General features: G+C 34.3%; 23 protein-coding genes and 5 tRNA genes. 7 read left to right on the top strand and 21 right to left on the bottom strand.

Going from position 1 to position 24,425, the window contains the following annotated elements; all coding sequences use genetic code 11:
- Positions 1–35 precede the first annotated feature (35 nt).
- The 21 genes from rpoB to ACSSV5_RS05465 form a co-directional block, all read right to left on the bottom strand.
- Positions 36–3,848: a DNA-directed RNA polymerase subunit beta gene (rpoB, locus tag ACSSV5_RS05565; protein WP_454245094.1), complete on the bottom strand. Its 3,813-nt coding sequence runs from the start codon at positions 3,846–3,848 to the stop codon at positions 36–38.
- Between the two features lie 146 nt (positions 3,849–3,994).
- Complete coding sequence (gene rplL, locus ACSSV5_RS05560) at positions 3,995–4,372, bottom strand: 50S ribosomal protein L7/L12 (RefSeq protein ID WP_454245093.1); 378 nt, start codon at positions 4,370–4,372, stop codon at positions 3,995–3,997.
- Positions 4,373–4,420: 48 nt separating this feature from the next.
- Positions 4,421–4,942 (bottom strand): 50S ribosomal protein L10, encoded by a 522-nt coding sequence (gene rplJ / locus ACSSV5_RS05555; RefSeq protein ID WP_211065759.1) that lies wholly within the window; start codon positions 4,940–4,942, stop codon positions 4,421–4,423.
- A gap of 8 nt (positions 4,943–4,950) precedes the next feature.
- Positions 4,951–5,649: a 50S ribosomal protein L1 gene (rplA, locus tag ACSSV5_RS05550; protein ID WP_454245092.1), complete on the bottom strand. Its 699-nt coding sequence runs from the start codon at positions 5,647–5,649 to the stop codon at positions 4,951–4,953.
- Between the two features lie 18 nt (positions 5,650–5,667).
- Positions 5,668–6,105 (bottom strand): 50S ribosomal protein L11, encoded by a 438-nt coding sequence (rplK, locus tag ACSSV5_RS05545; protein WP_454245091.1) that lies wholly within the window; start codon positions 6,103–6,105, stop codon positions 5,668–5,670.
- A gap of 67 nt (positions 6,106–6,172) precedes the next feature.
- Positions 6,173–6,724: a transcription termination/antitermination protein NusG gene (nusG, locus tag ACSSV5_RS05540; RefSeq protein WP_454245090.1), complete on the bottom strand. Its 552-nt coding sequence runs from the start codon at positions 6,722–6,724 to the stop codon at positions 6,173–6,175.
- Positions 6,725–6,726: 2 nt separating this feature from the next.
- Positions 6,727–6,924 carry a preprotein translocase subunit SecE gene (gene secE, locus ACSSV5_RS05535; RefSeq protein WP_211065757.1) on the bottom strand — a complete coding sequence of 66 codons (198 nt, stop codon included), beginning with the start codon at positions 6,922–6,924 and terminating at the stop codon, positions 6,727–6,729.
- 59 nt (positions 6,925–6,983) lie between these two features.
- Positions 6,984–7,056, bottom strand: a tRNA-Trp gene (locus tag ACSSV5_RS05530).
- Positions 7,057–7,119: 63 nt separating this feature from the next.
- Positions 7,120–8,307: an elongation factor Tu gene (gene tuf / locus ACSSV5_RS05525; protein ID WP_454245089.1), complete on the bottom strand. Its 1,188-nt coding sequence runs from the start codon at positions 8,305–8,307 to the stop codon at positions 7,120–7,122.
- A gap of 77 nt (positions 8,308–8,384) precedes the next feature.
- Positions 8,385–8,456 (bottom strand) — tRNA-Thr (locus tag ACSSV5_RS05520).
- Between the two features lie 194 nt (positions 8,457–8,650).
- Positions 8,651–8,723, bottom strand: a tRNA-Gly gene (locus ACSSV5_RS05515).
- Positions 8,724–8,785: 62 nt separating this feature from the next.
- A tRNA-Tyr gene (locus ACSSV5_RS05510) sits at positions 8,786–8,867 on the bottom strand.
- Between the two features lie 267 nt (positions 8,868–9,134).
- Positions 9,135–9,208: transfer RNA gene (locus ACSSV5_RS05505), tRNA-Thr, on the bottom strand.
- A gap of 107 nt (positions 9,209–9,315) precedes the next feature.
- Complete coding sequence (locus ACSSV5_RS05500) at positions 9,316–10,200, bottom strand: tyrosine-type recombinase/integrase (protein ID WP_454245088.1); 885 nt, start codon at positions 10,198–10,200, stop codon at positions 9,316–9,318.
- Between the two features lie 67 nt (positions 10,201–10,267).
- Positions 10,268–11,437 (bottom strand): acyl-CoA dehydrogenase family protein, encoded by a 1,170-nt coding sequence (locus tag ACSSV5_RS05495; protein WP_454245087.1) that lies wholly within the window; start codon positions 11,435–11,437, stop codon positions 10,268–10,270.
- Positions 11,438–11,476: 39 nt separating this feature from the next.
- Complete coding sequence (locus ACSSV5_RS05490) at positions 11,477–12,334, bottom strand: helix-hairpin-helix domain-containing protein (RefSeq protein WP_454245086.1); 858 nt, start codon at positions 12,332–12,334, stop codon at positions 11,477–11,479.
- A gap of 37 nt (positions 12,335–12,371) precedes the next feature.
- Positions 12,372–14,435 carry an amino acid carrier protein gene (locus ACSSV5_RS05485; protein ID WP_454245085.1) on the bottom strand — a complete coding sequence of 688 codons (2,064 nt, stop codon included), beginning with the start codon at positions 14,433–14,435 and terminating at the stop codon, positions 12,372–12,374.
- Between the two features lie 98 nt (positions 14,436–14,533).
- A complete protein-coding gene (locus ACSSV5_RS05480) occupies positions 14,534–15,538 on the bottom strand; it encodes a potassium channel family protein (protein WP_454245084.1) in 1,005 nt (334 codons plus the stop codon).
- Positions 15,539–15,564: 26 nt separating this feature from the next.
- On the bottom strand, positions 15,565–15,801 hold the full coding sequence (locus tag ACSSV5_RS05475; protein WP_211065750.1) for a PspC domain-containing protein: 237 nt from the start codon (positions 15,799–15,801) through the stop codon (positions 15,565–15,567).
- A gap of 188 nt (positions 15,802–15,989) precedes the next feature.
- Entirely contained in the window at positions 15,990–17,108 is a 1,119-nt protein-coding gene (locus ACSSV5_RS05470) for a DUF3810 domain-containing protein (RefSeq protein WP_454245083.1), read from the bottom strand.
- Positions 17,109–17,182: 74 nt separating this feature from the next.
- On the bottom strand, positions 17,183–17,755 hold the full coding sequence (locus ACSSV5_RS05465) for a thioredoxin family protein (RefSeq protein ID WP_211065748.1): 573 nt from the start codon (positions 17,753–17,755) through the stop codon (positions 17,183–17,185).
- Positions 17,756–17,859: 104 nt separating this feature from the next.
- On the opposite strand from ACSSV5_RS05465, the gene galE reads away from it, so the two are divergent.
- The 7 genes from galE (at position 17,860) to ACSSV5_RS05430 (ending at position 24,286) form a co-directional block, all read left to right on the top strand.
- A complete protein-coding gene (gene galE / locus ACSSV5_RS05460) occupies positions 17,860–18,873 on the top strand; it encodes a UDP-glucose 4-epimerase GalE (protein ID WP_454245082.1) in 1,014 nt (337 codons plus the stop codon).
- 12 nt (positions 18,874–18,885) lie between these two features.
- Positions 18,886–19,296 (top strand): RidA family protein, encoded by a 411-nt coding sequence (locus tag ACSSV5_RS05455; protein ID WP_211065746.1) that lies wholly within the window; start codon positions 18,886–18,888, stop codon positions 19,294–19,296.
- 187 nt (positions 19,297–19,483) lie between these two features.
- On the top strand, positions 19,484–20,032 hold the full coding sequence (locus tag ACSSV5_RS05450) for a ClpP family protease (RefSeq protein WP_454245081.1): 549 nt from the start codon (positions 19,484–19,486) through the stop codon (positions 20,030–20,032).
- Between the two features lie 3 nt (positions 20,033–20,035).
- Positions 20,036–20,485 (top strand): GNAT family N-acetyltransferase, encoded by a 450-nt coding sequence (locus ACSSV5_RS05445; protein ID WP_454245080.1) that lies wholly within the window; start codon positions 20,036–20,038, stop codon positions 20,483–20,485.
- Complete coding sequence (locus ACSSV5_RS05440) at positions 20,478–21,206, top strand: M15 family metallopeptidase (RefSeq protein WP_454245079.1); 729 nt, start codon at positions 20,478–20,480, stop codon at positions 21,204–21,206. Before ACSSV5_RS05445 ends, ACSSV5_RS05440 begins: the two co-directional genes overlap by 8 nt.
- A gap of 32 nt (positions 21,207–21,238) precedes the next feature.
- Positions 21,239–21,958: a DUF2490 domain-containing protein gene (locus ACSSV5_RS05435; RefSeq protein ID WP_454245078.1), complete on the top strand. Its 720-nt coding sequence runs from the start codon at positions 21,239–21,241 to the stop codon at positions 21,956–21,958.
- A 237-nt stretch (positions 21,959–22,195) separates the two neighbouring features.
- Positions 22,196–24,286 (top strand): glycoside hydrolase family 97 protein, encoded by a 2,091-nt coding sequence (locus ACSSV5_RS05430; RefSeq protein WP_454245077.1) that lies wholly within the window; start codon positions 22,196–22,198, stop codon positions 24,284–24,286.
- Positions 24,287–24,425 lie beyond the last annotated feature (139 nt).

Below are 24,425 nucleotides of genomic sequence, written 5' to 3'. Positions count from 1 at the left end.
TTAAAAAATATTGATATGTTTAAACAACTAAACATTTATTCTTCCAATTTAATATCTAATCCAAGGCCTTTCAGCTCGTGCATTAAAACATTAAATGATTCAGGCAAACCAGGTTCTGGCATAGTTTCGCCTTTTACAATAGCTTCATAAGTTTTGGCTCTACCGATAACATCATCAGATTTCACGGTTAAGATTTCACGTAAAGTGCTCGATGCACCATATGCTTCGAGAGCCCAAACTTCCATTTCGCCAAAACGCTGACCACCAAATTGGGCTTTACCACCAAGGGGTTGTTGAGTGATTAGCGAGTAAGGTCCAATAGAACGAGAGTGCATTTTGTCCTCAATCATATGACCGAGTTTTAGCATATAGATGACACCTACAGTTGCGGGTTGATCAAATCTTTCACCAGTTCCACCATCATAAAGATAAGTATGTCCAAATCTTGGGATACCAGCTTTGTCGGTTAATTCATTAATCTGATCTAAGGTAGCTCCATCAAAAATTGGGGTCGCGTATTTTTGACCTAATTTTTGTCCAGCCCAACCTAAAACGGTTTCATAAATCTGACCGATATTCATACGAGAAGGAACCCCAAGTGGATTGAGCACAATATCAACAGGTGTGCCGTCTTCAAGGAAAGGCATATCTTCTTCTCTAACAATTTTGGCCACAATACCTTTGTTGCCATGTCGTCCAGCCATCTTATCTCCAACTTTCAATTTACGTTTTTTAGCAACATAAATTTTAGCCAGTTTTAAAATACCTGATGGCAATTCATCACCAACAGAAATAGTAAACTTCTCACGTCTTAAGTTACCTTGTAAATCGTTCTTCTTAATTTTATAATTGTGAAGAAGGTCAGCTAATAAGCTATTTAAGTGTTTATCAGTTGTCCAGGTTCCTTTGGTTAAATGTGTAAAGTCTTCAACAGAATTCAACATTTTTAAAGTGAATTTTTTACCTTTAGGCAAAACATCTTCACCTAAATCATTTTGAACCCCTTGAGCGGTTTTACCATTAACGAGTGCAAAGAGTTTTTCAATTAAGATGTTTCTTAACTCTTCAAATTTAACGTGATATTTAGCTTCAAGTTTGTTGATTTCTTCTTTATCTTTTGCACGTTTTCTTTTGTCTTTTACAGCACGTGCAAAGAGTTTTTTATCAATAACAACACCTCTAAGTGATGGAGAAGCCTTTAAAGATGCATCTTTAACATCACCTGCTTTGTCTCCAAAAATAGCACGAAGAAGTTTTTCTTCAGGTGTAGGGTCGCTTTCGCCTTTTGGTGTAATTTTTCCAATAAGGATATCACCAGGTTTGATTTCAGCACCTACTCTGATCATACCATTTTCGTCAAGGTCTTTTGTAGCATCTTCAGAAACGTTTGGTATATCGGGTGTGAGTTCTTCATTACCAAGTTTAGTATCTCTCACTTCAAGAGAATATTCATCAACGTGAATCGAAGTTAAAATATCTTCACGGACAACTTTTTCTGAAATCACAATTGCATCCTCAAAATTATAACCTTTCCAAGGCATAAACGCCACTTTCATGTTTCTACCAAGAGCTAATTCACCAGCTTCAGTTGCATAGCCTTGACATAAAACTTGACCTTCAGTAACACGATCTCCAACTTTAACAATAGGTTTTAAGTTGATTGATGTGCCTTGGTTAGTTTTTCTAAACTTGATAAGTTTATATGTTTTAGAATCGGAGTCAAAACTTACTTGTCTTTCTTCTTCTGTGCGATCGTATTTGATTGTGATTTTTTGAGCATCAACGTATTCTACAACGCCTTCTCCTTCAGCATTGATCAATACTCTAGAGTCTTTAGCGACTTGTCTTTCAAGACCAGTACCAACGATAGGAGAATCGACTCTCAATAAAGGAACAGCTTGACGCATCATATTTGATCCCATCAATGCACGGTTGGCATCGTCGTGTTCTAAGAATGGAATTAACGATGCAGAGATTGAAGAAATTTGGTTTGGTGCCACATCAATATAGTCAACTTCTTTTGGGTCAACTACAGGAAAATCGCCTTCTTTTCTAGCAATAACCTTTTCAGCAAGTATTTTTCCATTTTCATCAATAGGAATATTGGCTTGAGCGATTAATTTTTCTTCTTCTTCTTCAGCAGACAAATAAAGTGGTTCACTATCAAAATCTATAACACCATTTTCAACTTTTCTATATGGAGTTTCAATAAAGCCCAGATTATTAATTTTTCCAAAAACAGACATTGAAGAAATCAAACCAATGTTTGGTCCTTCAGGAGTTTCTATTGGACATAATCTGCCGTAGTGTGTAAAGTGAACATCACGAACCTCAAAGCCAGCACGTTCTCTGGATAAACCACCTGGTCCTAAAGCAGACATACGACGCTTATTGGTCAATTCTGCAATAGGATTGGTTTGATCCATAAACTGAGACAATTGATTTGTTCCAAAAAATGAATTAATTACCGATGATAAAGTCTTAGCATTAATTAAATCGATTGGTGTAAAGACTTCATTATCTCTAACATTCATTCGTTCTCTAATGGTTCTAGCCATTCTTGCCAACCCAATTCCAAATTGTTGAGACAATTGCTCTCCAACTGTTCTTACACGTCTGTTAGAAAGGTGATCAATATCATCAACTTCGGCTTTAGAATTAACAAGTTCAATAAGATATTTGATGATGGTTATGATATCATCTTTGGTTAAAACTTTTTTGTCTTCAGAAATATCAAGACCAAGTTTTTTATTCATTCTGTAACGACCAACTTCACCGAGATTGTAACGCTGATCACTAAAAAAGAGCTTATCAATAATACCACGAGCTGTTTCTTCATCAGGCGGTTCGGCATTACGTAATTGTCTATAGATATGTTCAACCGCTTCTTTTTCAGAGTTGGTAGGATCTTTTTGTAAAGTGTTGTAAATAATGGCGTAATCACTATTACTACTATCTTCTTTGTGAAGCAAAATTGTTTTTGAACCTGTTTCTAAAATTTCTTCGATATGATCTTTTTCAAGTTCTGTATCACGATCTAATACAATTTCATTTCTTTCGATAGAAACAACTTCGCCAGTATCTTCATCCACAAAGTCTTCATACCAAGTATTGAGAACACGGGCAGCGAGTTTACGACCTAATACTTTTTTAAGTCCAGTTTTAGAAACCTTAATTTCTTCAGCAAGGTCAAATATTTCTAAGATATCTTTATCGCGTTCAAAACCAATAGCTCTGAAAAGCGTGGTTACTGGTAATTTTTTCTTTCTATCGATGTAAGCGTACATCACTGAATTGATATCGGTAGCAAATTCTATCCAAGAGCCTTTAAATGGGATAACTCGAGCTGAGTATAATTTAGTTCCGTTAGCGTGAAAAGACTGCCCAAAGAACACACCTGGTGATCTGTGAAGTTGAGAAACCACAACACGTTCAGCACCATTTATGATGAAGGTTCCACTCGGTGTCATATAAGGTATTGTTCCTAAATATACATCTTGAACAATGGTTTCAAAATCTTCGTGTTCAGGATCTGTACAATAAAGTTTTAGTCTCGCTTTAAGCGGAACACAGTATGTAAGACCGCGTTCAATACATTCTTGGATTGAATATCTTGGCGGGTCTATAAAGTAATCTAGAAATTCAAGAACAAACTGATTTCTGGTATCGGTTATGGGAAAATTTTCCATAAACGTGTTGAAAAGACCTTCATCAGAGCGTTCTTCTGGTTTAGTTTCTAATTGAAAAAAGTCTTTGAAAGATTTAACCTGTATATCTAAAAAATCTGGATAATCAGGTTTATTGGTTACAGAAGAAAAACTGATACGTTCATTTTGATTTACTGACATCTACGAAAGAATTTAATGCTTATTAGCAAAATTGAAATAATAAAAATTTTGTGTAAACTACACTTGCATTATTAAATGCAAAATGGTTTAGACCTTCAGAAAGTTAAATTCTGAGGTCTAAACCTTTAAATATCAAATAGTTGAAATTATTTAAGTTCAACCTCAGCGCCTGCTTCTTCTAATTGAGATTTTAGAGATTCAGCTTCGTCTTTAGTGACACCTTCTTTAATTGGTGATGGTGCGTTATCAACAAGAGCTTTTGCATCTTTAAGACCTTGACCTGTTAATTCTTTTACAAGTTTAACAACTGCCAATTTAGATCCACCTGGTGCAGTAAGGATAACATCAAATTCTGTTTGCTCCTCTGCTTCTTCACCACCACCAGTGGCGCCTCCACCTGCAACAGCTACAGCTGCAGCAGCAGGTTCAATGCCGTATTCTTCTTTAAGAATATCAGCTAATTCGTTAACTTCTTTTACAGTTAGGTTAACTAATTGTTCTGCGAAATCTTTTAATTCTGCCATTTTCTATCGTTTTTAATTGTATTTATATTGATTTATTAGTGCTTAAATTTAGCTTTCTTTTTCAGAAAGCGTTTTTAATATTCCTGCAAGTTTTCCACCACCAGATTGAAGTGCTGAAATAACGTTTTTAGCAGGTGATTGAAGCAATGATACTATATCGCCAATGACTTCTTCTTTAGACTTGATGTTTACAAGTGTTTCAAGGTAGTCATCACCAAGATAGATAGCTTCATCTACAAAAGCACCTTTTAATAGGGGCTTTTCGTTCTTTTTTCTAAAATCTTTAATAACTTTGGCTGGAGCATTACCAGTGTCAGAAAACATAATAGATGTGTTTCCTTTAAGGGTTTGGTCTAAATCACCAAAATCTTTATCGGTACTGCTCATGGCTTTAGCCATTAAAGTATTTTTTACGACGAGTAATTTGATATTAGCTTTGAAACAAGCTCGTCTTAGTTTATTGGTATTTTGAGCATCTAAGCCAGAAATATCAGTAAAATAAATGCTTGAAGTTTCAGCTAACTTATCGGTTAACTCTTTAATTATATTTGATTTTTCTTCTCTAGTCATAATTAAAGTTATTGATCGGTGAAACGTTTGGTGTCAATAGCTATGCTAGGTGACATCGTTGAAGACATGTGGATACTTTTTATGTAAATACCTTTTACAGTAGTAGGTTTTAACTTAACAATAGTTCCTAAGAGTTCGCGAGCATTACCCGCAATTTTATCAGCTTCAAATGATGTTTTACCTATTAAAGCGTGAACAATTCCAGTTTTGTCAACTTTGAAATCGATTTTACCACCTTTGACATCAGATACTGCTTTAGCAACATCCATGGTTACTGTACCTGTTTTTGGGTTAGGCATTAAACCTCTTGGTCCTAAAATTCTACCTAAGGGTCCAAGTTTACCCATAACGCTTGGCATAGTAACAATAACGTCAACATCTGTCCAGCCGCCTTTGATTTTTTCAATATACTCATCTAGACCAACATAGTCAGCACCAGCTTCTTTAGCTTCATCAGCTTTATCTGGAGTTACTAAAGCTAAAACAGTAGTTTGTTTACCTGTTCCGTTAGGAAGGGTTACAACACCTCTTACCATTTGATTAGCTTTACGTGGATCTACATTGAGTCTAATAGCTAAATCTACTGATTCATCAAAGTTAGCATTAGATATATCTTTTACAAGTTTTGAAGCTTCAGCTACGGTATAGAGATTATCTCTATCGATTTTAGCTTTAGCTTCTTTTTGTTTTTTTGTAATTTGTCCCATTGAAATTAATTTAGAAATTTAAAAAGGTGCATCACCTTTTACATTAACACCCATAGAACGTGCAGTTCCAGCAACCATTTTCATAGCAGACTCAACAGTAAAAGCATTGAGATCTTGCATTTTATCTTCAGCAATTGCTTTAATTTGATCCCAGGTTATAGTTGCTACCTTCTTTCTATTAGGTTCACCTGAACCTTTTTTTGATTTGGTAGCTTCTAATATTTGTACTGCTGCTGGTGGGGTTTTGATAATAAAATCAAAAGATTTATCAGCATACACAGTAATTTCTACAGGTAATACTTTTCCAGCCTTATCTTGAGTTCTACCATTAAATTGCTTACAAAACTCCATAATGTTAACACCTGCAGCACCAAGAGCTGGACCTACTGGCGGAGATGGGTTTGCAGCACCACCTCTAACTTGTAGTTTCACAATTTTACTTACTTCTTTTGCCATTTTTGTTTTTGTTTTTGATGGGATTGTTTCAGTGGGAAGCAATAAAACAATCTATATCTTGTAACATTTATATTTTTTCAACTTGCATAAAGCTTAATTCAACTGGTGTTTTACGTCCAAATATTTTCACCATAACTTGAAGCTTGCGTTTTTCTTCATTAACCTTTTCAATTGTTCCATTAAAGCTATTAAATGGTCCGTCAATTACTTTCACATTTTCACCAATAGTAAATGGAATGTTAACTTGTTCTTTGCTTGTACTTAACTCATCAACTTTTCCTAATAATCTATTGACTTCAGATTTTCTTAAAGGTACAGGATCACCACCTTTGGTTTCTCCTAAAAACCCGATAACACCATTAACATTTTTAATAATGTGTGGCAATTCGCCTTCTAAATTAGCGTTAATTACAATATATCCAGGAAGATAAACTTTATCCTTCTGTATTTTTTTACCATTTCTTATTTGAACAACTTTTTCTGTAGGCACTAATATTTCGTCAACGTAATCCTCAAGCCCTTCATGAGCGATTTCTTTTTTTATATAATCTTTAACTTTGTTCTCAGATCCACTTATAGACCTTACAACATACCATTTTTTTAGTGATGTTTCAGACATAATTAAGATTTTACCCAATTAAAATATTGTTCAATAATACCGCTAAATAATTGATCGATACCAAAAACAGCAAGTGCTAATAATACTGAAAAAACAGCCACAATAACCATAAGTCTTTGAGCATCTGCATAAGACGGCCAAGTTACATGATTTATTAATTCATAGTAGGATTCGTTTATATATTTAATTATACCTGACATTTTGTAGCTTAATTAGTTATTTTAAAATTAGTTTTAACTAAAATCTAAAACATTGTTTGCACGGGTTGAGAGGCTCGAACTCCCGACACCTGGTTTTGGAGACCAGTGCTCTACCAACTGAGCTAAACCCGTTTATTAAAAAGTCGAGGTAATAACGATTTTATCGTATTACCTCAACTTATATATTAAAAGAAATTAGTCTAAAATTTCAGTTACTTGTCCAGCTCCAACTGTACGACCACCTTCTCTAATTGCAAATTGTAATCCCACATTTAAAGCGATAGGTTGTAACAATTCAACTGTGATAGTTAAGTTATCTCCAGGCATTACCATTTCTACACCATCTGGCAAGGTAATTGTTCCTGTAACATCAGTAGTTCTTACATAAAACTGAGGTCTATAGTTGTTATGGAATGGTGTATGACGACCTCCTTCTTCTTTTTTCAAGACATAAACTTCAGCCTTAAACTTGGCATGAGGTGTTACTGTACCAGGTTTAGTAATAACCATACCTCTTGTGATTTGGTCTTTTTCAATACCTCTTAACAAGATACCGACATTGTCCCCAGCTTCACCTCTATCTAATATTTTACGGAACATCTCAACACCAGTAATTGTTGATTTTAATTTTTCAGCTCCCATACCAATTAATTCTACAGGATCACCAGTATTAGCAACACCCGTTTCAATTCTACCTGTAGCAACAGTACCACGACCAGTGATAGAGAAAACATCTTCAACTGGCATTAAAAAGTCTTTATCAACTTCTCTTTTTGGTAACTCAATATATTCATCTACAGCATCCATTAATTCAACAATTTTTTCAGCCCATTTTTCATCGCCTTCAAGAGCTCCTAAAGCAGAACCAGCAATAACGGGAGCATTGTCACCATCATAATCGTAGAAACTTAACAAGTCTCTAACTTCCATTTCAACCAACTCAAGCAACTCCTCATCGTCAACTAAGTCAACTTTATTAAGGAAAGCAACGATACGAGGCACACCAACTTGGCGACCAAGCAAAATATGCTCACGTGTTTGTGGCATAGGACCATCAGTAGCCGCAACAACTAAAATTGCACCGTCCATTTGTGCAGCACCAGTTACCATGTTTTTTACATAGTCGGCGTGACCTGGACAATCAACGTGTGCATAGTGTCTTTTTTCTGTTTGATATTCAACATGCGAAGAGTTGATTGTGATACCACGCTCTTTTTCTTCAGGTGCATTATCAATTTGATCAAAAGCAGAAGCTTCTGAATAGCCTTTATCAGCCATCACTTTTGTGATTGCAGCAGTTAAAGTAGTTTTACCGTGATCGACATGTCCAAGCGTACCTATGTTAAGGTGTGGTTTGGAGCGATCAAAATTTTCCTTTGCCATAAGTAAATTATTTAATCTTAGTTATATATTAGTGTTAACGTTTTTATTTTTATTTTTTTTATTCTTTTATATTTTAGAGCCAACGACGAGAATTGAACTCGTGACCTTTTCCTTACCAAGGAAACGCTCTACCCCTGAGCTACGTCGGCGTAAAGTGGTTATCTCATTATTGACTATACATAAACAACTTATAAATGATTCCATTGCTTATCAGATTTCAACACTCTCAAAATTAGACCGGGTTTACTTCGACATGCTCAGCACAAGCTTCTCACCCTAAATCAAAGATCTTAATATAAATTAATCTTCAATCTTCATCCTTCTTCAAGTCAAAAAAAATTAGAGCGGAAGACCGGGTTCGAACCGGCGACATTCAGCTTGGAAGGCTGACGCTCTACCAACTGAGCTACTTCCGCTTTTATCTTAATTTAATGACGTATTCCAAAATACAAAGAACTTTGCAGTTTTTCTGCACTTGTGGGGAGAGCAGGATTCGAACCTGCGAAGACTAGGTCAGCAGATTTACAGTCTGCCCTCGTTGGCCGCTTGAGTATCTCCCCAAAACCATACTAAAATTTACATTTTAGCATTTCAACATTTCAGCACGAGCCGATGGATAAACTCCCTTCGACTTCGCTCAGGATAGGCTTCTCGTCCTGTTTTTTGTTTGCAAAATAAAACTATTCAACGATAGAATATTTTCAACATTTCAATACGAGCCGATAGAGGGACTCCCTTCGACTTCGCTCAGGACAGGCTTCTCGTCCTGTTTTTTGTTTGCAAAATAAAACTATTCAACGATAGAATATTTTCAACATTTCAATACGAGCCGATAGAGGGACTCGAACCCACGACCTGCTGATTACAAATCAGCTGCTCTAGCCAGCTGAGCTACATCGGCTTTTTAAGAACTTATTACCGCATTTTTTGCGGAATGCAAATATATAGAGTTTAATTTTCATACAAAAAATAATTTTGCTTTTTTTTGTATATTTTTTGAAGTATGAATTATTTTGATTCTCTTGGATGATTATTAAAGTAAGATTGCTTGAGTTGCTCAATACTATTGTGAGTGTAAATCTCTGTAGATGAAAGACTTTCGTGTCCAAGCAGTTCTTTTATGGCATTCAAATCAGAGCCTTGATTCAATAAATGTGTTGCAAATGTGTGACGTAAAATATGTGGACTGGTTTTTGATTTGCTTGAAAATTCACTAAAAGCATTATTTACTACGTGATAAACTAAGCTTGGATATAGTGGTTCATCTTGATCAGTAACCAATAAATTTGGATGCGATAGACCATTGTGCTTTTTAAATTGTAAATAATTTTTAATACTCTCACATATTTTATTGTATAAAGGAATAATACGTTGTTTGTTTCTTTTTCCTGTAATTTTTAATTGCTGTTTAGCTAAATCTACATCCTTGGTTTGCAATGAAATTAATTCTGCACGTCGCATTCCTGTTGCATAAAGCAACTCAATAATCAATGCTTGCCTTGAAGATTTAAAATCTACTGGCTCAAAACTATTGATTACATTTTCAACTTCTTGAATAGAAAAAGGTGTGCTTAAAGGTTTTGGTGTTTTCAGACTTTTAAGTTTTTGCATGGGTGAAGTCTTTATCTGATCCGTTTTAAGTAAAAACATATAAAAAGTTTTGAGCGAACTAAGTTTTCTGTTGATACTTTTATGCTTCAAATTATGTTGAGACAACTCAGCTATCCAAGATCTGACTTGAAAATAATCTACATCAATTACGGACAAATCATCAAAATTATCTTTTAAAAATTGACTAAAACCCTTTAAATCATTTTGATAAGCGATAATAGTATGTTTAGAATACTGTTTTTCGTTTTCGAGATATGATAGAAATGTCGTTATTTGAGACATATTACAAATGTAAAAAAATAGACTCGACTATGATTGATATCTCATTTGATCATAAGTGCATAAAAATTTATTGTGTTGCTGGCTTATACTCCTTTTCGTCCACAATCATTTTAGCTAAGACTTCTTTTAAGATTTCAGAGGTACCACCACCAATTGGACCAAGTCTAGAATCTCTAAGCATTCTTGCTAATGGATAGTCTTCAACATATCCATATCCGCCGAGAAGTTGCAAACAATCATAAATGACTTCGTCTGCGACTTTTGTAGATTCAAGTTTAGACATACTGGCTTCTTTGACTACATATTCGCCTTTATCTAATCGAGACGCAACCGCATAATTGAAGTGTTTACAGATTTCTACACGTGTTGACATTTCTGCGATTTTATGACGAAGTGCTTGAAATTCAGTCAATTTTTTGCCAAAAGCTTCGCGCTCTTTCATATATCCTAATGCATATTCAATAGCATATTCTGCTCTTGCATGGGCATTAATACCCATAATTAATCGCTCAGTTGCAAAATGTTGCATAATATAACTGAAGCCTTTGTCTTCTTTTCCCATAAGATTAGTAGCGGGAATCCTTACATTATCAAAAGCTAATTCTGCTGTATCTGAAGCTCTCCAACCAAGTTTATTTAATTTTGTCGCTGAAATTCCTTTGGTTTCTCTATCTATAAGAAAGATACTCATTCCCTTTGATTTCTGTTCGGGACTAGTTTTTGCCGCGACAATCAAATAATCTGAATATACGCCGTTGGTAATAAAAGTTTTTGAACCATTGATAACATATTCATCGCCTACTTTGACTGCTGTGGTTTTCATACCAGCAACATCTGAGCCTCCGAAAGGTTCAGTGATACATAGGCAACCTACTTTTTCACCAGAGATACTAGCCGTTAAATATTTCTTTTTTAATTCATCTGAACCTTCAGCATTGAGATGTGTCATCGCTAAATATGCGTGAGCCCAGATTGCTGCTGCAAATCCACCAGAGTTGACACGTTGCATCTCTTCAAGTAAAATAGTCGTGTAGAAAAAATCTAAATCCATTCCGCCATATTGTTCAGGATATGCCAAACCAAAATAACCCATTTCGCCCATTTTTGTCCAAATGGCTGGATCAATTTTTCCATCCTTTTCCCATTTATCAACGTGTGGAACGACTTCTTTTTGGAGAAAATCTCGTAGTGTTGATCTGAACAATTCGTGGTCTTCTGAAAAATAGTTTGTATTCATAGTTGATATTTTCTTAGTAATTTTAATAAAAAATAAGAATTACTTATTTATCGCCAAATATAATTTAATTCTATCAATTTTGGAAGTAGGAAATTGTTGTAATTTTGACAATTCTTCAAACGAATTTATACCTTGATTAACTTTTATAAACTGAAATATTTCTCTTGCCAATTCGTAATCAAAATATGGCACTTCAGTCAACTCTATTAAAGACGCTTGGTTGATATCAATTTTTGGCTGTTCATTATTTGATTTTACTGTCATTTTTGCAGTGATTTTATCAATGACATCGTATTTGAGACCCCAAACATCCTTGAGTTGAATATCGGATCTGAACTTACCGATTTTATCTCTGTATGCAATGATACGTTTAGATAGCACTTCGCCTACACCGCTGATTTTCTGCAGGTCTTCAGCTGTTGCTATATTTAAATCTTGCTTTTGCTTATAACTTAAAATGATTATTGGCTCTGATTGTCTTTTTGCTTTCTGCTGTTCAACAACCCAATCTGGAAATTTAAAATATGGTGAAATTTTTTTTAAAATCTCATCAGAAACTTGAGTAACATTTTGAAAATCTTCAACTGAATTTATCCATTTTCCCTTATCTCTAAAAGCAATTAATCTGTTGTGTTCTTCAGCAGACAAACCCAAGCGATAGGCTTTTCCTTCTTTTAAAAAATTAGGATTAAAAGGATAGATTTTGTATTGATAAGACGGCTTTTGCTCGGCTTTTATAATTTTTAAAGAATCAATTTTTTGTTGTGCAATTGTATCTATCAAACTTTGATATGGGCTTAATTTATAATAATTGTAATTGTAATATAAAACGCCTATAAGGCACACAATAATCAAACCTACTAACAAAAAAACCCCATTCTGTTGCGATATTGTCAAAACCGAACGGGATTTTTTTGCCTTCACTTTAAATCACTTATTTCTGACGAACAAAGAGTTCGCCTTTTTTCAATTTATCTAAATAATCTTTTAAATCTTTTCTGACTTCACCTGACATGATCAATAAACCAATAATATTAGGAAATGACATTGCCAAAATCATCATGTCAGAGAAATCTAAAACTGCACCTAAACTTATAGAAGCACCAACAACGACAAACACTAAAAAGAAAACTTTATATACTAATTCATTTCTTCTGCTGCGTCCAAATATATAAGACCAAGCTCTCATACCGTAGTATGACCAAGAAATCATAGTAGAAAAGGCAAATAAGAAAACGGCTAAAGCTAAGACATAAGGAAACCAAGAGACAACGCTACCAAACGCATCAGTAGTCAATTGAACGCCTGAAAGACCATTAACTTCGTGCATACCTGTAAAAATTAAAACCAAAGCCGTAAGCGTACAAACCACAACGGTGTCAATAAATGGTTCAAGTAAAGCCACAAAACCTTCAGACGGCGGATGATTGGTTTTAGCAGCTGAGTGAGCAATTGCTGCTGAACCAACACCTGCTTCATTTGAAAATGCGGCACGTTGAAAACCAACAATTAACACGCCTATAAAACCACCTTTAAGTGCACTTGGCGAAAAAGCACCATTAATAATTGCTGAAAAAGCTGCACCAAGATTATCAATATTTACGCCAATTACAATAAAAGCACCTATCACATAAATGGCTGCCATAAACGGTACAACTTTGTCAGTTACTCTTGCTATACTGGTGATTCCACCAATAATAACAATACCAACTAAAATAGCTAAAATAAGTCCAAAATAAAATCCATTGCCTTCAAGCATTGGAATTTGACCAGCTAATACTTTAAAAGATTGGTTGGCTTGAAACATATTTCCACCACCAAAAGAAGCTCCAATAGCCAGAACCGCAAAGATCAAAGCTAAAGTTTTACCAAGACCTTTTAGGTTTCTTTTTTCAAGCCCATATCTCAGGTAATTCATCGGACCACCAAAAATACGTCCTTCTTTATTGATAAATCTGTATTTAACACCAAGTGTACATTCTACAAATTTTGATGACATCCCGAGTAAACCTGCCAAAATCATCCAAAATGTGGCTCCAGCACCACCAAGAGAAATGGCAATGGCTACACCCGCAATATTACCGAGACCAACCGTTGCTGAAACTGCTGTCGTTAAAGCCTGGAAGTGAGTAATTCGACCTGGTGCATCAGGATCGTCATATTTTCCTCTAGCCAGTTGAAATGAATGTTTAAAACCTCTAATATTGATAAAGCCCATTTTAAAGGTAAAAAATGCTGCACCTGCAATCAACCAAACAACAATAAATGGTATGCCTTTGGTTTGCTTATCACCATTAGGCAAAGTTAAAGCAACGGGATTATCATATCTAATTTCTCCAAAAACATGAGCATTGCTTTGTATCACGTCTTCTGGATTATTGGGATTATAAATAACTTCACCTTCTTTGACGAGATGATTAATTTTACCATTTTCACCAGCTTTAACTTCTATATCGCCTGTGTTAGATAAATTTACAACTGCAATTGGATCTCCTTTTCTAACATGAGTTTTGGGATCAACTAACCATTCTTTTAATGTATAAACTTCTTGTGTATCAGCATTCCATTCAGGAGCAAATATTAAATCTTTACTGGTGTAAACTACAGGGTCGTAAATTCCTACAGCAGCAAAAGGATCCCAAAACAGAACACTTCCCATAGCACCAACTACTGGTGTAAAAAAACCATTAAAATGTTCTGTAATAGAGACTGATTTTATCTTTAAGTCTTTTTCTGCGGTCTGACCGTTGGCATCAGTAACTTTAATATTGTAGTAAACTCCTTCGGTTAATCCAACAGCCTTGTTAGATGAGAGAGGTGTGCTTTGGTTAGACCATTTGTATTGATAAGGTGGTGTGCCACCTTCTACTTCAACCTGAATCGAACCGTCATTTATTTCGTCAGATGGGTTGATGAGTTTTTCTTTGATAACTATATTTTGACTAAAAATTGTCATAGAAAAAACCAACGCAAACATTGATAATAAAACTCTAAGCATATCTAAAAATTTATGATTTATTGACTTTAATTTAAACTTCTCGCAATATCTAAAAAAATAAATCTAACAAAAAATAAATTTTTAATTTATTGCGTTTCTTAAATAGAATAAATCTCTTGAAGTCTTTTTATTTGGCTTGCATTGCCAATGACTATGATTTTAGAATTTGGTGTAAGTTTGATATTTGGATTTGGATTGACAATATATTCGCCATCAGAAGATTTAAAACCTATGATGGTACATCCTGTGCGTTGTCTGAGGTCTAATTCTAGAATTGTGCAACTTTTCCCATGGCTAAACAATTGTTCATATGATACTTGCTCAAGGTTTACACTTTTGCTATCGCCGTAACTTAAATTATCCCAAAATTCTAATAAATCTGGACTAACAATAAGTGATGCCATATGTTGCCCTCCGATTTTATCAGGCAATATAACATTGTCTGCACCGGCGAGTTTAAGTTTTCTGTAACTGGTTTCTTCACTTGCTCTAGAAATAATTCTTAAATCTTTATTTAGCTGTCGAGCACTTAAAACAATAAAAAGATTTTCAGCATCGTTGGGCAGAGCGATAATAAGATTAGCTGCCTTTTCTATTCCAGCTGATATTAAAACTTCATCTTCATTGGCATTACCAACCAAAAATTGCTCTGATTTTAAACCACTTTGCTCTAATAAGTCTAAATTTTTATCAATAACTAAAAATGCATCTTGGTATTCCATAAGTTTTTGAGCGGCTTGCTGACCGTTTCGCCCAAAACCACAAACAATTGTATGATTTTCCATTTTTTTAATTTTTTTGAGTTTTCTTTTGAGTTGCAAATCGCTCAAAGAGCTGAAAGAAATAAAATACTCTGTGGCTACAGATACGACAAAACCTAAAATGATAACGCTTGACAATATCAAAATGATAATAAAAACCTTAGCATCATCGTTTGGCAAAACTACTTCTCTATATCCAACCGTCGTTATGGTGATGGCTGTCATATAGAAAGCATCTATCCAAGACAAATCCATAACATTCTTAAAACCAATAACTCCAGCAAGCAAGATGATGATCATCAATGCCATAGCCAGTATGATTTTAAATCTCAATGATTTCATAAATCGGATAGCTTAAAATATTTTTATTACAAATCAAAAACTGAACTGCGTTTGGTGTAAACCAAGTCTTTTAGTTTGAGCCAAAAAGCCAAGGTCAAATATAGCACAAATCCAAAACCAAAGGTGGCAAATGAAGCATAAATAAAAAACAGTCTTACCGATTTAGCTTTCATCCCTAAACGGTCTGCTAAACGAGAACTGACGTAAAATCCTCGGCGTTCTAAAAAAAATCGCAAACGGTGAATATATGGTTGATTATTCATAAAAAATAATGTCTATCTATATTATATAAATCACAAATCTAAAACATTTTTAGCATCAAACTATAGGATATAATCTAAGTAAATGAATTTTCTTAATCATCTTTCTTTTATAATTTTTTATTTCTTACACTATCAATTCGTTTTCAGATAAATAGCTTAAATATCTAATAAACCATCATTTTGATGGACTAAGGTAAAGAATTTTTTGAAAAATAGTTGACCAATAAAGCTACAACATAATTATAACTTTGAATGCCTTGGGGTTGGTTATTAACTTTTAAGAAATTACCATACACATTTTTAAAAACCGGCTCTAAAGGATTTTTAAAGCTTTCCCAAAAGATTTGAGTCTCTTTATAATTTTTTAAAATACCTGGATTAACTTCGGCTTTCAAACGTTCAAAATCTTCGGGAGAACGCCAATATACTTCGTTTAGGCAAAACTTTAATGCATAAGTAAAACCAGCGTAACGAATTTTTTCATTTGTGCTATGCATATTCACATAACAGGACACAAAATTGGCCTCGTTTTCTTTGGCATAACCCAATTGATGTCCCATTTCGTGAGCAATCAAAGTAGGAAATTTATATTTCGGAACTCTATCATTATATTGTGCTTCGTGCGTAAAAGGATTGAGGTAACCGCCAAAACCCATATAACTTAAAGGCAAACTGAGCAATGATGGTTTTATGCTTCGGACTTCCACATATTGATCTTGAAATTGTGTTCGTTTAAAATTTTCAAACGCCATTTTCTCATATTCATTTTCTGATTGTTCAAAATGCACTGGTAGAGTATCATTTGCAACGAGTTTGTGATGAATAGCGTTAGCTTTTACCAGCAATTTTTCAGTAAAACTAATAAGCTCTTCAGTGTTGTAATCACTTTTAACCCCTAACTGTTTATGAAGTGGCAAGCGGTAATAATTTAAACCCCAAGAGATATGAAACCAAAAATAAATGATAGAAATAAACGAGACAATTTTATAAAAATCAGATTTTTTGAGCTTGAATTTTCTTTTAAAAACGCCCACAAGATATTTTATTATAAAAGCAATTAAGATAATATAAAAAATATCACCAAAAGAAAAGGGAAGATGACTAAACAGATGTTGAAAAAAAGTAGAAATTGAAATATAAATTCCATTCGAATAATACATTTCGATGGCTTCAGGATATGGTTTAATACTATAAATTAAAAAAAGTTGAACTGGTAAAAAAATAGACCAAACTAATCTATATTTCTGCCAAATAGTTAATTTTGAAAAGGTTTTGATGTGTTTAAAAAGTTGATGTTTAAAACCCATAAATGATTATTAGAATTGGCTTTAAAAAAATATGGTATCCAACTAAAATAGATTGATTTTAAAAAATTGGAAGCTTAATTTTCATAATTATCCAATTTCCACTTAATATTACAACCCATACTCGGTTTTTGAACTTTTGGAGCTTCTCTGTTGTTGAGCAATGCATCTAAAGCTTCTCTTAGACTTCTTCCTGTCAGTGGGAAACCATTTTTTGGTCGAGAGTCGTCTAATTGTCCATGGTAGAACAGCTCTAAATTTTCATCAAACACATAAAAATCTGGCGTACAAGCAGCATTATAAGCCTTGGCAACTTCTTGAGTTTCGTCATATAAATAAGGAAAAGGATATTTTTCTGTTTCGGCTAATTCTGCCATTTTATCAGGATGATCTTCAGGGTATTTTTCAACATCATTACTTGAAATAGCTACAAAACCAAATCCTGTAACTTTATAATCGTTAGCCAATCTCACCAACTCTTCATTAACGTGTTTCACATACGGACAATGATTACAAAGAAACATAACAACTGTGCCGTGTTTCCCTCTAATTTCAGACAAGCTTACAATCTGATTATTTTTTACATTCAGCAAACTAAAGCCAGGTGCTTTTGTACCTAATTCTACTATATTTGAAGGTGTTAATGACATAACTTTGTTTTATAGCCAAAGATATCAATTGATTTGATATTTTACATTTAAGACACTTAAATTTCATAGAAAAACTCTTAATTTGTATTTTTAAAATTCAAAACATGAAAATATTAGTTACTGGCGGATTAGGTTTTATTGGTTCACATACTGTTGTTGCCTTATTAGAAAAAAACTACGAAGTTGTTATCATTGATAATCTATCAAACACAAGCCTCGATGTTTTAGAAGGCATTACTAGAATTACAGGAAAAACCCCCGATTTTTATCAAATTGACATCAGAAACAAATCAGATTTAAGCCAGTTTTTTAATGAGCAGCCTGACATCAAAGGCATCATACATTTTGCCGCATTCAAAGCAGTAGGTGAAAGTGTTGAAAAACCTTTAGATTATTATGAAAATAACGTTGCGGCTTTAGTTTACTTACTCAAAGAAAGCTGTAAAATAAATCAACCTAAATTCATTTTCAGCTCATCGTGTACCGTTTATGGCCAAGCCAAAACACTTCCTATTACCGAAAATGCACCAGTTCAAAAAGCCAATTCGCCTTACGGCAATACCAAACAAATCGGCGAAGAAATCATTCTAGATTACATCAACAGCGGTGCTGATTTACAAGCCATTTCTTTGCGGTATTTTAATCCTATTGGTGCACATCCAACTGCATTAATTGGTGAATTACCCATTGGTGTTCCACAAAATTTAGTACCTTTCGTCACACAAACCGCAGCTGGAAAAAGAGAAGTTTTATCGGTCTTTGGCAATGATTATCCTACTGAAGATGGCACGTGTATCCGCGATTATATTCATGTTATGGATTTAGCTGAAATTCACGTAATTGCTTTAGAAAAACTGTTAGACCAAAATCATGCTAAAAGTTATGATGTCTTTAACGTTGGCACAGGTAAAGGAAATTCTGTTTTAGATGTTATCAAAACCTTTGAAAAAGTCAATAACCTAAAACTCAACTACAAAATAGCTAATCGAAGACCTGGAGATGTTACCACAGCTTATGCTGATACCGATAAAGTAGAAAAAGAATTAGGCTGGAAAGCCAAACGCAGTATGGCTGACGCCCTCAAAGATGCTTGGCAATGGGAAAAGAAACAACAGTAAAATATCAAAATTATGATTGGTAAAGTAATTAAAGGCAAGGCTAAACCACGAGGAAAATTCCCACACGTCAAACGGGTTGGTGATTTTATTTACGTCTCTGGCACAAGCTCAAGAAGACCAGATAACACCTTTGAAGGCGTAGAAGTTGACGAGATGGGAACCACCAATTTAGACATCAAAAAACAAACCCGTGCCGTGCTCCAAAACATTGATGACATTTTACAAGAAGAAGGTGCCAGCTTAAAAGATGTGGTTGATATCACGTCGTTTTTAGTTAATATGAACGACTTTAAAGGCTACAACGAAGTTTATGCTCAATTCTTTGATTATGAAAATGGCCCAACAAGAACTACAGTTGCTGTGCATCAATTACCTCATCCGCACTTGCTCATCGAAATAAAAGCTATTGCCTACAAAAAATAACATTAAACCCGAATTATTTAATAGGAAATTTCCTATTAAATAATGACGAAAAATGCTCAATCAATAGCATTTTTGTCAGGGTTATATTAAGGATTATGCACCAACGCATAATTTGGGTTAAAACTCCCTTAAACGCTATTCTATTTTAGGGATAAATGTTAATTTAGCGGTTTTAAAAAAAGAAAATATGACGAAGAAAACGGCAAAGGTTCAAGACCTAATCGATATGAAATTTTTAGAAACGCGTAAAGTGTTTCTCAACGGGCAAGTTGATGGCAAAAGTGCCAAATACATCATTGATCGTTTGATGTATTTAGACTTAGAAAGTCACGACCCTATTCAACTTTTCATCAATAGCCCAGGTGGCTTCGTAACCGATGGGTTTGCTATTTACGATACTATAAAAAGCTTAAAAAGCCCAGTCCATACCATTTGTTCAGGCTTAGCAGCTTCTATGGGTTCTATTTTATTGTCTGTTGGCGAAAAAGGACATCGCTACATTCAGCCTCACGCCAAAGTGATGATTCACCAACCGCTCGGCGGTGCTCAAGGTCAAGCTTCAAATATTGAGATTCAAGCCAAAGAAATTTTGAAAACCAAAGAACTCAGTGCAAAAATTCTCGCTGAAAATTGCGGTCAATCCTTTGACAAAGTGATGAAAGATTTCAGCAGAGATTATTGGATGGATGCACAAGAATCTTTAGATTACGGTATTGTTGACCAAGTGATGAAGTAAGTTTTGAATACTGAAATTTATCAGGTGGATGTCCAATCTATTATACCGATTAGACATCAAGTGTTAAGAAAAGGCAAACCCTTATCTACTTGTCATTTTCAAGGTGATAATTTATCTGATACTTTTCATTTTGCAGCTTACTTCAATGATGAAATTGCAGGCTGTGTAAGTTTGATGTTAAAGTCAAATACTAAAATTGAAGATGATCAGAGCTACCAACTTCGCGGAATGGCCGTTTTAGAAAATCATCAAAACAAAGAGATTGGTAAACATCTTTTAAAACATTCTGAACAATTTTTAGGTTCAAAAGGAATAAAAACCATCTGGTGTAACGTTAGAATAAAAGCTAAACCTTTTTACAGCAAAAACGGCTATAAAACAATAGGCAAAACCTTTGAAATTCCTGATGTAGGTCCACATATTTTAATGTATAAAGCACTCGTTGATGCGTAGGATTGATTTTATAAAACTCAATGTTTTAGCAGGTTTTGGGTGGAGTGTTTTGCCTATTCAAGATTTAATTAAAAATCCAAGTCAAGCTTTTTTAACAGGAAAACATAATCCTTACCTCAACACCTCAAAAATTATGCACAAAACAGCATATCAGCCATTTGTTGAAATGCGCGAAGCAGCATTAAAAGAAGGTATTGACATACAAATTGCTTCTGGTTTTAGAAGTTTTAATCGGCAATTACAAATCTGGAATAAAAAATACAAACAATATCAAAAGCAAAATTTATCTGACAAAGACATTATAAAACAAATCATCACCTACTCCACTATTCCAGGCACGTCTCGCCATCATTGGGGAACCGATATAGATATTGTTGATGCCAATGTTGAAAAACCAAATGGCGATTTACTTTTAGACCAAAATTATCACGGCAACGGCGTTTATTGTAAACTTCACGAATGGATGCAAACTCATGCCCACAAATTTGGGTTTTATTTAGTTTACACCAATAATTATCATCGCACAGGTTTTAAATACGAACCTTGGCACTATTCTTATAAGCCTTTGTCAAAAGATTATCTCAAGGCTTATTTAAAATTAAATCCTAATAATTTATTTGTTGATATTGATATTCAAGGCAAAGCATTTTTAGATAAAAACTGCCTAATGTCATATTTTGAAACACATCTGCAAGGAATCAATCCACTACTTCTGCCATAAAACCTTAATTTTGTGGTTCTAAATTTTAAGCTATGCTTAAACCAATTGGAGTTTGCTTATTTTTCGTATTATTCAGTTTTAAACTTTCGGCACAACAAAAAAATGTAGAACCACAAAACTTATTGTGGACACGGTATTTATTGAATTTCCATGTGAGTGAAAAATGGACGCCTTTTTTTGATGTTGAAGAACGTATGTATATGTTTCCATTTAGGCAACATCATTTTTTACCGAGTATTGGAGCTAATTACAAGCTGAGTGATAATGTTTCATTTACCGCTGCAATGATGTATTTTGAATTGACCTTACCACAAGATCCTAATGCCGATTTCACAGAAAGTCAACAAGAACTAAGACCACAAGTCGCTGTGAATTACAGGCATAAACTTGACAGTAAATTTAGCTTTCTAAGTCGTTTGAAGTTGGAATGGCGATACAAAAAACCGCCCGATGATAGCTCTTACAACTTTACGAACTACAGACTTAGAATGCGTTTAGGCTTGGCTTACAACATCAATGAAAAATTTACCGCTAATCTTTTAGAAGAAATACATATCAATATTGGAGACAAGATCGTGCGTAATGTATTTGATCAAAACCGACTTTCTGCTGGTTTAAATTATAAAATAAATGACAAATTTCAAATCGAAACAGGCTATATGAATTGGTTTCAACAAAAGTCAACAGGCGATGACTTCTATAGCAGAAATATTGTGTATTTTACCCTGAGACATAATTTGAAGTTTTATTAAACCCAAATTATGCATTAAAGGATAATAGCCAATGAAAACATATTTTTGTCGGGGTTTTCATCCTCAGTTTTAATGGAATTAGACAGCATAAATAAGGCTAATAAGACTAAAAAAACTGTCTAATAAGACTAAAAAAACTGTTCAAAAAAAATTAAATCAGAACTGTTTTGAGTATATTGCACTACTAAAATTTATTCTATGCATTCCGTCAAAAGTTTTTTTTGTATCTTATTTGTTATGAGTTTGATATCTTGTCAAAATAATAACAACCCAAAAATTATTAACCTCAAATCACCTGCTAAAACTAATACAATCTTTTTTGATTTAACTGAAAATGGACTTCCACAATATTGGGTAAAACACAACGACAAACTTATTATTGACAAATCTAATTTAGGTTTTGATTTTAAAAATAAAAACGTGTTTACAGAGCCTTTTTCTATTAAAAATACGGTTGAAAATACCGTTGATGAAGAATGGGAAATGCCTTGGGGCGAACAACGACTGGTCAAAAATCATTACAACCAACTCAAAGTTGAATTAGAAAATTCTTCTAAACAAAAACTCAACTTATACTTTAGAGCCTATGATGATGGTATTGCTTTTCGCTATGAAATTCCTCAACAAGACGGATTAAAAAGCCTTATCATAAAAGATGAAAACACAGAATTTCAACTCACAGGCAATCATACTGCTTGGTGGATTCCAGGTGATTGGGACATCTATGAACATCTTTACAGCACATCAAAACTATCTGAAATTAACGCTAAATCTTATGCCAATGATGACAATTTAGCTCAAACTCATATTCCAGAAAACGCGGTCAATACTCCTGTAACAATGCGTATGGAAGATGGCACTCACCTGAGTTTTCACGAAGCTAATTTAACTGATTACGCAGGAATGACCCTAAAAGTTGACACTACAACTTATAAATTGACAAGCGAACTTGTTGGTTCAGACCGAACCAACTACAAAGTTTACAGAAACTTACCGATACAAACGCCTTGGCGAACAATTCAAATTGCTGATGAAGCTAAAGACTTAATAGACTCACACTTGATTGTCAATCTCAATGAACCAAACAAACTTGGCGATGTCAACTGGTTTACACCTCAAAAATACGTCGGTATTTGGTGGGAAATGCACGTTGGCAAAGCTACTTGGGATTATGGAATGACGATGAACAAAAACGGACAATGGGTTGATACTGGACAAGCTCACGGCAAGCACGGTGCAACCACAGAAAACACCAAACGCTATATCGATTTTGCTGCAAAAAACAACATCAAAGGCGTTCTAATTGAAGGTTGGAATACTGGCTGGGAACGCTGGATTGGCTTTCAAGACCGTGAAGGGGTTTTTGATTTTGTAACTCCATATCCTGATTATGACATCCAAGAGCTTTCAGATTATGCCAAAAGTAAAGGTGTAGAACTCATCATGCATCACGAAACTTCCGCAGCACCAAGAACTTATGAAAAACAATTAGACAAGGCATTTCAGTTGATGAATGATATGGGAATGCATACCGTCAAAACAGGTTATGTTGGAAAAATTATTCCCAAAGGCGAATATCACCACGGTCAATGGATGGTTAATCATTATCGAAAAGTTGTAGAAACCGCAGCCAAATACAAAGTGGCTATCAATGCTCACGAACCTATCAAAGCTACTGGCATCAGAAGAACTTACCCCAATGCAGTTTCTCGGGAAGGACTTCGTGGTCAAGAATTTAACGCTTGGGCTTCAGATGGCGGTAATCCACCAGAACATTTGCCTATTGTAGCCTTTACCAGAATGTTGGCTGGTCCTATTGATTTTACACCAGGTATTTTTGATATCAAATTGCCTACAAAACCAGACAATCAAATCAATACTACATTGGCTCAGCAATTGGCACTATATGTTGTCATTTACAGCCCGATTCAAATGGCTGCTGATCTGCCTGAAAATTATAAAAATCAACCTGCTTTTCAATTCATAAGAGATGTTGGCGTTGATTGGGAACAAAGCATAACCCTAAATGGCGAAGTCGGTGATTATGTCACCATTGCACGTCAAGAACGTGAAACAGGCAATTGGTTTGTTGGCGGAATTACCGATGAAAATGCCAGAGAAATCACTATTAATTTTGATTTTTTAGAAGACGGGAAAACTTACAAAGCGACATTTTATCAAGATGCTGAAAGTGCACATTATAAAAATAACCCTACTGCCATTTCAATAAAATCAGCTGAGATTAATAAAGGAATGACAAAAACCATACAGCTCAAAGAAGGTGGCGGATTTGCAATAAGTTTAATACAAAAAGGAATATCAGATTAAGAATATTTCATTTAAACTTTTATTTTTTCATATATTTTAATTTAATTGCTTATATTTTATTTATTTATTAAATATAAAATGATTTAACAATATATAATCTAATTTAAATACTATTTTTCATAATTTTGCTTAAATTTTT

The sequence above is a fragment of the Psychroflexus sp. MBR-150 genome (genome assembly GCF_053628795.1).
This window is presented reverse-complemented; position numbering and strand designations above follow the sequence as displayed.